6 protein-coding genes and 1 riboswitch are annotated in these 9,338 nt (G+C 51.1%); of the genes, 2 read left to right on the forward strand and 4 right to left on the reverse strand.

Features of this window, described 5'->3' with window-relative positions:
• Positions 1–24: 24 nt before the first annotated feature.
• A complete protein-coding gene (locus NSB25_RS24800) occupies positions 25–2,916 on the reverse strand; it encodes a translation factor GTPase family protein (protein ID WP_242982596.1) in 2,892 nt (963 codons plus the stop codon).
• Between the two features lie 287 nt (positions 2,917–3,203).
• Positions 3,204–3,315: riboswitch (TPP riboswitch) on the forward strand.
• A 111-nt stretch (positions 3,316–3,426) separates the two neighbouring features.
• Here NSB25_RS24800 and NSB25_RS24805 point away from each other — a divergent pair.
• Positions 3,427–4,104, forward strand: a complete 678-nt coding sequence (locus tag NSB25_RS24805; RefSeq protein ID WP_103242055.1) for an energy-coupled thiamine transporter ThiT — start codon at positions 3,427–3,429, stop codon at positions 4,102–4,104.
• A 122-nt stretch (positions 4,105–4,226) separates the two neighbouring features.
• Here NSB25_RS24805 and NSB25_RS24810 read toward each other — a convergent pair whose 3' ends face one another.
• Positions 4,227–5,348 carry a M20/M25/M40 family metallo-hydrolase gene (locus NSB25_RS24810; RefSeq protein WP_103242056.1) on the reverse strand — a complete coding sequence of 374 codons (1,122 nt, stop codon included), beginning with the start codon at positions 5,346–5,348 and terminating at the stop codon, positions 4,227–4,229.
• A gap of 209 nt (positions 5,349–5,557) precedes the next feature.
• Between NSB25_RS24810 and NSB25_RS24815 the strand changes: the two genes are divergently transcribed.
• The gene (locus NSB25_RS24815) at positions 5,558–7,540 is read left to right on the forward strand and encodes a right-handed parallel beta-helix repeat-containing protein (RefSeq protein WP_103242057.1); all 1,983 of its coding nucleotides are present in this window, start codon (positions 5,558–5,560) and stop codon (positions 7,538–7,540) included.
• A 230-nt stretch (positions 7,541–7,770) separates the two neighbouring features.
• Here NSB25_RS24815 and NSB25_RS24820 read toward each other — a convergent pair whose 3' ends face one another.
• Positions 7,771–8,568: an HAD family hydrolase gene (locus NSB25_RS24820; protein ID WP_103242058.1), complete on the reverse strand. Its 798-nt coding sequence runs from the start codon at positions 8,566–8,568 to the stop codon at positions 7,771–7,773.
• 250 nt (positions 8,569–8,818) lie between these two features.
• Positions 8,819–9,211, reverse strand: coding sequence for a Uma2 family endonuclease (locus NSB25_RS24825; protein WP_103242059.1), 393 nt, complete (start codon positions 9,209–9,211; stop codon positions 8,819–8,821).
• Positions 9,212–9,338 lie beyond the last annotated feature (127 nt).

Consider the following 9,338-nt stretch of genomic DNA (forward strand, 5'->3'; position numbering starts at 1 on the left):
TTCTATCATGACATGTCGCATTTGTCAATCCGGATTTTCCGTTAAATCCGCAAGACCCTCAAACGGCCGGTTTCCCGCCTCTTTCCGCTGCCGCATATTCTCCTGTGTATACTGCTCCCGTATCTGCCGGGATGTTCTGTCCACAGCCTCCCGAAAGCCCTGTGCGGACAGGCGCACCGCCCCGTCTCCCCAGATAATCATCTGCTCCATTCGATCCGAAGTAGCCACTGTCACAAGGTGTTTTCTGCCGATTTCATGGACTGTCTTCTCGATATACTGATCCGCGGTCTCCGCCTCTTTTGTATAAACCACATAAATATTGTGATACCGCTGCACGGAACCGGGATTGCCTTTCACCTTATAGGCATCAAAGACCAGAATCAGCGTACAGCCTGTAAACCCCTGATAATTGCTGCAGATATCCATAAGCCTGTCCCTGGCGCTGTCAATGTTCAGCTCGGCCAACTCATGCAGATCCTCCCAGGCAAATATGATATTGTAGCCATCCACCAGAAGATATTCTTCCTTTTTACCACCAGCCTTCTGTGCGGCAGACCAGGCAGACCTTCCGGCTGCAGATCCTCCCCGGTCCTTTCCGGTCTCCTGCGAAGCAGACTGTTCCGTCGCATTCTTCTCCGATCCCATGCTCTCCTCCCGGCCGCCTCCGCTTCCCGTATTCCGCTGATGATACCGGTAGGGCTCATAATCCCGCTTTGCCTTGCCGTAAGTGCGCAGAAAAATCTCTTCAATTTCTTCCTGTGTAATGTAATCCGATCCCGATTCCCTGCTGTCCGTACCGTTTCTGTGTCCTCTGCGCCCGCCTCCTGTCGCACTCCCGGTACCAGCATCCATGTGACCGTCTTCATTCCCCCTACAGGCGTCTCCCCTGTGGAACGCACCTGCTTCTCTTTTTCTGCACTCCCACTCTTCCGGATCCCATCCGCTTTCCAGATGGGCGTACTCGGACACCCTGTCCCACGGTACCATAAAGCCTGCCCCATGGGCACAGAATACCGAGGAAGCCGGATTCTCCGTATCTGCCTCCGGCTCATAGCCGGACTGTTCCAGTACTTCCTCCGTATTGTGGCAGGGTTCATATCCTTTCAGTACACAGCTCAGCCTCCCCAGACCTCTGGTGTAGGCATTCACTTCCTTCTGATAGCTTCTCATGGTTGCCGCCGGAGCACTGCCGGTAATCGTCGTATACTCCCCCTGGGTCCGGGGAGTGTCAAAACTGCCGTACATCCTCCGGATGTCCGACATGGCTCTGCCCATCTGTGCTGTGGGCACCTCCAGTATAAAAGAAAATACCGGTTCCAGAAGTACACTTTCACTTTGCATCAGTCCCTGGCGCAATGCCCGGTAAGTAGCCTGTCTGAAATCTCCTCCTTCCGTATGCTTGAGATGCGCCCGCCCTGTGAGCAGTGTAATCTTCATATCTGTCACAGGAGAACCTGTCAGCACTCCCGGATGTGTGCGCTCTTCCAAATGCGTGAGAATCAGCCGCTGCCAGTTCCTGTCCAGAATGTCCTCACTGCATGCAGAGGCAAACTCCAGCCCGCTGCCCGGCTCCCCCGGTTCCATCAGCAGATGCACCTCCGCATAGTGACGCAGCGGTTCAAAATGTCCGATTCCCTCCACAGCGTTTCTGATGGTCTCCTTATATACTATCTGTCCGTCTGTAAATTCAACTTCCAGGTCAAAACGTTCCAGTATCAGCCTTTTCAGGATTTCAATCTGCACCTCTCCCATAACCTGCAGATGGATCTCCGGAACCCGCCTGCTTCCTCCTGACGCCTCCTGCCAGACTACATGAAGCTGGGGCTCCTCTTCTTCCAGTCTGCGCAGCTGTCCCAGCACCTTCACGGCGTCGCTGCCCTCCGGCAATATCAGTCCATAGGTCAGCACAGGTTCCAGAATCGGAAGTTCGTTGTGCTTTTCCCGGCCCAGCCCCTGTCCGGCAAAAGTTCTGTCCAATCCCGTCACGGCACAAATTCCCCCGGCCTCCACACATTCCGCTGTTGTATACTGGGCGCCGCCGTAAATGCGCAGCTGATCCGCCTTCTCCTCCCAGATTTCCGACTCTGTTCCCGCACTGCCGGAATTGCTCACAGGCATTTTTACCCTCAGTTTTCCCCCTGTAACCTTCAGATGAGTCAGCCGATTTCCGGAAGCATCTCTGGAAATTTTATAGACTCTGGCCCCGAATGCCTCGGGATACCCGGGGCAGACAGCATATCTGTGCATTCCCCGCAGCAACTCCTCCACACCGTCCAAATGCAGCGCCGAACCGAAATAGCAGGGAAACAGATGTCTCTTTCTGATTGCTTCCGCCAGAGAATGCTCCTCCAGACACCCCGTTTCCAGATATTCCTCCAGCAGACTTTCATCGCACAGGGAAAGCTCCTCCCAAAAATTCTCTCCTTTCTCCTCCGCCTTCGGTCCAAATGCCTGACAGCCGCCTTCCAACTTTGTCTGCAGCTCTTCCAGCAGTTTCTCCCTGTCCGTTCCCGGCTGGTCCATCTTGTTGACAAAAAGGAATACCGGAATTCCATACTGCCCCAGAAGGCGCCAGAGTGTCTGCACATGGCTCTGCACGCCGTCCGAGCCGCTGATTACCAGCAACGCATAATCCAGCACCTGCAGGGTACGCTCCATCTCCGCGCTGAAGTCCACATGTCCCGGTGTGTCCAGCAGAGTAATGTCCAGCCCTTCCCACTGAATCTGCGCCTGTTTGGAGAAAATTGTAATGCCTCTCTCCCTTTCCAGAGAAAAATTATCCAGAAATGCATCTTTATGGTCCACTCTGCCCAGCTTTCTGATACGGCCACAGGTGTACAAAAGCCCTTCCGCAAGAGTGGTCTTGCCCGCGTCCACATGGGCCAGGATACCCACAACTAATTTGTTACCGTGCATATATTGATTCCTCTCTGTTTTCAGTCGTAATCCCTCACTGTTTTCCACAGTGCTCCGCCCCGGCAGCCGAAGCGTATTATTTTCCAGAATCAGGATTCTGTGATCTGAAACCTATTATACAGGTCTCTGCTCTCCAAGGCAACGACAGCTTTCCGTCATTTTGCCAATGCCCATTCCCTGCAATTTAGATCTGCGTGACAGGGACAGTTCAGACAGGTCACTGAAACCGCCATAAAAATGACTTGACACGGCAGCTGAAATACCCTATATTAAAACATAAATAAAATAATAACCGCTAGGGGAGCACATCGCTGAGATTGAAACGATGCCGCGCATCGCTTCTAACCCTCACTACTTGAACCGGATAATACCGGCGTAAGGAAGCAGAGCAACGAAAACGCGTATATGAATCGCGCCAGGACCATACAGAACAAACGGATTTCCCACAGCTTCTGTACACTGCAGTTGCCGATGTCGTTCCTCCTTAGCCAAAGGTAAGGAGGATTTTTTATGTTGTACAATGTCATTTCAGAGGGGAATAACATCAGTTATATCCCCACCACCCTGGGCAGTGCAATGCTCATTATCGTCTTTGTCGCCCTTCTGGCCGCCGCTGTGGCCTTTGCCGGGAAAAAAGCCTCCGGAAAAGGCTCTCTGAAGCTGAGTGCCAAACAGCTGGCCTTCTGTGCCGTTTCCATCGCTCTGGGCACAGTGCTGTCCAATGTAAAGCTTTACCGCTTTCCCTTCGGAGGGTCAGTCACATTGCTCTCCATGCTGTTCGTCTGCCTTCCCGGCTATTGGTTCGGTCTCGGAGCCGGTCTGATTACCGCCGTTGCCTACGGTATTCTGCAGCTGCTCATGGACCCTTTTGTGATTCATCCTGCCCAGCTGCTGGTAGACTATATTCTGGCGTTTGGCGCCTTCGGTCTCTCCGGTCTGTTCTCCGCTCAAAAAAGAGGGCTGATCAAAGGCTACCTGGCAGGTGTTGTGGGACGATGGATCTTTGCCACAGTATCCGGCTGGATTTTCTTTGCCGAATATGCCTGGGAGGGCTGGGCACCTCTGCCCTATTCCCTGGTCTACAATGGCATTTATATCTACACAGAGGCCGCCGTCACTTTGGTCATTCTGGCTGTTCCCTATGTGCAGAATGCCTTCGCAAGAGTCAAAAAAATGGCGCTGGAATAATTTGGTTCCGCGGTCATTTATACCTGATATCCCCTGCAGACATGCCGCATTCCCGCAACCTGCCGCCTGTTAAAGGGGATATCTTCCTGTTGCGGAGCCAAAACGCGACCGTACAAACGGTTTCATTCATTTTCCCCTGTCAGCAGATGAATCAGGATTTCCGTTACGGACACGATTTCATGGATATTCGTATATTCCCGGCAGCTGTGGACACAGTTCATGGAGGTGGCCATTACAATTCCCTCTATTCCATATTGAAAGTACACATTCTCGTCACTTCCTCCGAAAGTCTTCACCATCCTGGCCTCTATACCTGCTTTTTCCGCCGCTTTCCGATAGGCTGTCACAGTCTGGCTGTCAAGTCCTGTCTCATAGGCCCGGATGTCCACAGACTCTTCCCAATACAGCCTGCCCCCGGATTCCTCCGCCGCCTTTTCAAAGGCTTCCCGATATTCCCTGAGAAATTCCACAGCCTTTTCATGCTTCAGGCTGCGTACCTCCCCTCTCACCACACACTCCGGCGACACAATATTAATTCCCCTGCCCCCGGAAATCATACCAATATTAGCCGTGGTCTCCTCGTCAATTCTCCCCTGCCGGAGAGAAGCTATGACCCGCGAAGCCGCCGCAATGGCATTGACCCCTTCCTCCGGACAGAATCCCGCATGAGCTGCTTTTCCCTCCATACAGGCAGTGAAGGAAAGAATGGAGGGAGCCGCATATGCCGCGTCCCCTATCCTCCCGCTTAAATCCAGAACATACGCCCTGTCTGCGTTCAGTCTGCCGTAGTCAAATGCCTTTGCTCCTTTGCCGTAAATCTCTTCTCCTGTGGTAAACAGAAGCTCTATGTCACAGTGAGTTATCTGATTTTCTCTCAGATATTTTACCGCCTCATAAATAGCTGTAACGCCGGCCAGGTCATCCGCACCCAACACAGTTGTCCCGTCGCTGCGCACCTCCCCGTTGGCCCCGAAAATCGCCTTCTTCCCATAAGCCGGCATAACCGTATCCATATGCGCGGACAGAAGGATCGGCTTTCCTTCTTTTCCACCCTTAACACAGCCGTAAAGATTACCTGCATCGGAACCTGTCACCTCTGCGCTGTCATCTTCTGTCAGCTCTACTCCCAGCCTGCGGAACATTTCTCTGATATGCTCCGCCATCTTTTTTTCTTTTAAAGAAGGAGAATCAATCTCTACCAGCTCCGCAAATATTTTGCCCGCATCCTCATAAACTGCTTTCATTTTATGTTCCTTTCACCTCGGCAGACAGCCTGTATTTCCTATATATTATCATAGAAGATTCTCCTGTGCCAGTGCTTCCTTCGAGAAAGCCTCAGCGGTCCTTTTCCAGATAGCGCAATATTTGAGTGACATAAGTCAAAAAGTAACTGGTTCTTTCCCCGAGGCTGTACTATACTTAATAAAAGAGAAACAAAACAGGAGGTCAGACTATGGTTATCTATGTCAGCAATGCCGCGCCGAAAAACGGAAACGGCAGCAAAGAAATGCCCTTCAGGCATATCAATGATGCGGCAAAAATCGCGGTGCCCGGAGACGAGATTCTCGTGGCGCCCGGCGTGTATCATGAGTATGTGGACCCGGTAAACGGAGGAACCGAAGATTCCAGAATCGTGTACCGCAGTGAGAAACCGCTGGGCGCGGTGATTACCGGTGCGGAAGACATGAAAGACTGGAAGCATTATGAAGGCAGTGTATGGGTCTGCCGTGTCAATAACGGCGTATTCGGAAGCTACAACCCTTACACCACAATGATAGGCGGAGACTGGTACTTCGCGCCGGTAGTGCGTCACACCGGTGCCGTTTATCTCAACGGCCGTCAGCTGTACGAAGCAGAGTCTCTGGAGGAATGTGTCAAAGGAGAAGTCTATGCACCGTCCTGGGAGCCGGAATGGTCCGTATACAAATGGTATACAGAGCAGGATGGAGACGAAACTGTAATCTACGCCAATTTCCAGGGGAAAAATCCAAATGAAGAAACTGTGGAAATCAATGTGCGCAGAAACTGCTTTATGCCTTCCAGGACAGGCGTGAACTACATTACATTCAGCGGTTTCACCGTGGAAAAAGCAGCGACTACCTGGGCTCCTCCCGCGGCTTATCAGGACGGAATGATCGGTCCGCACTGGTCAAAGGGATGGATTATCGAGGACTGTGATATCAGCAACAGCAAATGCTGCGGTATCTCTCTGGGAAAATATTATGACCCGGAAAATGACCATTATTTTACCAGAAAACACGTAAAAAGTCCTACCCAGATGGAGCGTGACGCCGTATGCCGTGGCCAGTATCACGGATGGACCAAGGAAAAGATAGGAAGTCATATTGTCCGTCGCTGTCATATTCATCACTGTGAACAGACTGGTATCGTGGGGCGCATGGGCGCTGTGTTCAGCCTCATCGAGGATAACCACATCCACCATATCAACAACATGCAGCAGCTGGGCGGCGCTGAAATAGCCGGTATTAAACTGCATGCAGCCATAGATGTGGTAATGCGCCGCAATCATATCCACCATTCCACCATGGGAATCTGGTGCGACTGGCAGGCCCAGGGAACACGCATTACCCAGAATCTTCTGCATGACAATCATGTGCCGGACAATACGCCCAGAGCCGCCGGTTCCATGTTCAGTCAGGACATCTTTATAGAGGTGGGACACGGACCGACGCTGATTGACAACAATATCATGCTTTCCAAAGTGAGTGTCACGCTTGCCACAGAGGGTGTGGCTCTCGTTCACAACCTGATGCTGGGTAAATTTGCGTTGGTGGGCAAAGGCACTGACAGTATAGTGGAAGGTGTCAATCGGGCGCGCTACACGCCCTATCATATTCACCACCGCACGGAAGTGGCAGGCTTTATGACCATTCTCCACGGAGACGACCGTTTTTATAACAACATATTCGTCCAGAACTGGCCTGTGGAACCTGACGCAAAAGAGCAGGAGAATCAGGAGGTTGGCACCCACGTATTCGACGAATATCCCACCTATGAGGAATGGATCAGTCATTTTGAGCTGGACAAGCCTGCGGATATGGGAGCGCTGGAGAAATATCACTTCTCCCATCTTCCGGTCTGGGCAAATGGAAATGCCTACTTTAACGGAGCCAAACCCTGGAAAAAAGAAGCAGAAAATCTGGTGAATCAGACTGACAAAGTTTATGTGGAACTGGAAGAAAAGAACGGCAGTTATTCCCTGAAAACCAATCTGTATGATTTCCTGAAAGATTTCGAGACGGGAATCATTAACAGTGATATTCTGGGATGCGCCTTTGAACCGGAACAGCGATTCGAGAATCCGGACGGAACCGCTATTCTCTTTAACGAAGATTATTTCGGTGAGCACAGAGGCATTGCGGCATTGCCTGGTCCCTTTGCCGACGGCAGAGACGCAGGGAAAAAGCTCTGGTAAAAAGCTGATATTTTCGGACAGCATATCGGGATTAAATTCAGACTGTACCTGACTTGACAGGGGGACTGCCCGTTTCCGGCAGCCCTCTGTCATTTTTATTTTTCCCTCTTTAATCATTATATTTTCAGCTCTTCACAGCTTCTTTCTTCCCTCCCCCCAAAGCAGCGCCTGGGCAATTCACGCATTTCCTTTATCACTGAAATACGCTCTTCCCAGTCTGCAATTTCCAGTCAGCGGTCTCTGCTTCGAAGGCTCAGCAGATATTCCACCGCATCCGCAAAGCCCTCTCCGGAGCACAGCTGCGTTCTGTAGGCCGGCAAATGCTGCAGTTTGTCCACAAAAGGCTGAATATTTGCCACGGCAACAGACTGGGGAAAATATGCAAACATCGGCTCATCATTGGGAGAATCCCCAAAAAACACCACACTGCGCTTCATTTCTTCTTCCGTCACTCCCAGCACAGTCTCAAAAAACAGCCGGGTCATACTCACTTTGTTGTAATCTCCGAACCATGTGTTCACATGAATAGAACTTACCTTTGCCACGGCGCCCATACTTTCACATATGGCCTTGATTTTCTCCGCCGCCTCAAATCCCAGATATGGAGGGTCCTCATTGAAATCAATGGCCACGTCATAAATCCGTGCAAACTGGTCTCTGGCCGGACGGCAGCCCGGCACCCCCTCCAGACATGCTTTGGTCACAGCCTGCAGTTTCTCCCGGACATCGCCGCCGGATACGGCAGGATGCAGAAAGCTTTTCAGATGTTTATCCTCAAAATAATAGACAAATGCACCATTTTCACCTACAACAGCGCGCACCGGCCATTGTCGTACAATCATATCACACCATCCCGCAGGCCTTCCCGTCACCGGGATAACCTGTATCCCGCTGTCGTGCAGCTTCCACATAGCCGCATATGCGGCGGCGGTCAGCTTTCCTTCGGTTGTGATGGTGTCATCAATATCACACAGCACATAGCGAATCTGTTGGGCCTGCTCAGCCGAAAACAAACTAAAAGCTCTCATTTTTTCTCCTTTTGTGCACGTGGGAGCATAGCAATTACACCCACGAAACTGCATTTCGATATCTTCTATCCTGCTTTGCACAACAGTGCGGCAGTGTAAACCATAAATTTCAGCTGCCTGCCAGAACTGTTACCCGGCAAAAGCATGTATCAACAGTTACGTTACTCCTCCCGCTGTGTATTGTCAATACTGATTTAGCCGGACAGTCACCGTTCGACTTTCCACACCTGTAACGGTTCAGAGTATGCTGTCATCTGAGATACTCCTGAAGCTGCGTGAAATCCAGCTCCAGATCTTCCACAATCTCTGATCTGATAACCTCCGTAAAGTCATATACCTTCGGTTCCCCTTCCTCCCTTTCAAAATCATATATTGTAACCGTCTCCCGCCCGGGGTCAATAATCCAGTACTCTCTGACTCCGGCGCTTCTGTAAGCCTCCAGCTTTCTGCGGCAGTCCATGACAACACTGGAAGGTGACAGCACTTCCATGACCCAGTCCGGCGCACCATGACAGCCCTGATCATCCAGTTTATCTCTGTTGCAGGTGACAATTACATCCGGCTCCACATAATTCCATCTGTCATTTTTCAGGAATACTGCAAAGGGGGAGACATCCACTTCGCATTTTCCTCCTTTCCTCATAAATAACTTCTCGGAATCTTCAGCCCTTATTTCATGGTGCTTTCAGAACCTATTTTTCAAAAATCACCCACTTTTTTCTCAAAAACACTTGACAAACCAGTCAAAAAATGCGGCGCTTCGCGCCCTT

Source organism: Acetatifactor muris, from assembly GCF_024623325.1.
Lineage (GTDB): Bacteria > Bacillota > Clostridia > Lachnospirales > Lachnospiraceae > Acetatifactor > Acetatifactor muris.

What these genes read in the sequence shown, in the direction of transcription:
- NSB25_RS24800 (WP_242982596.1), bottom strand. Translation starts at nt 2,916, where the DNA reads ATGCACGGTAACAAATTAGTTGTGGGTATCCTGGCCCATGTGGACGCG.
- NSB25_RS24805 (WP_103242055.1), top strand. Translation starts at nt 3,427, where the DNA reads ATGTTGTACAATGTCATTTCAGAGGGGAATAACATCAGTTATATCCCC.
- NSB25_RS24810 (WP_103242056.1), bottom strand. Translation starts at nt 5,348, where the DNA reads ATGAAAGCAGTTTATGAGGATGCGGGCAAAATATTTGCGGAGCTGGTA.
- NSB25_RS24815 (WP_103242057.1), top strand. Translation starts at nt 5,558, where the DNA reads ATGGTTATCTATGTCAGCAATGCCGCGCCGAAAAACGGAAACGGCAGC.
- NSB25_RS24820 (WP_103242058.1), bottom strand. Translation starts at nt 8,568, where the DNA reads ATGAGAGCTTTTAGTTTGTTTTCGGCTGAGCAGGCCCAACAGATTCGC.
- NSB25_RS24825 (WP_103242059.1), bottom strand. Translation starts at nt 9,211, where the DNA reads ATGAGGAAAGGAGGAAAATGCGAAGTGGATGTCTCCCCCTTTGCAGTA.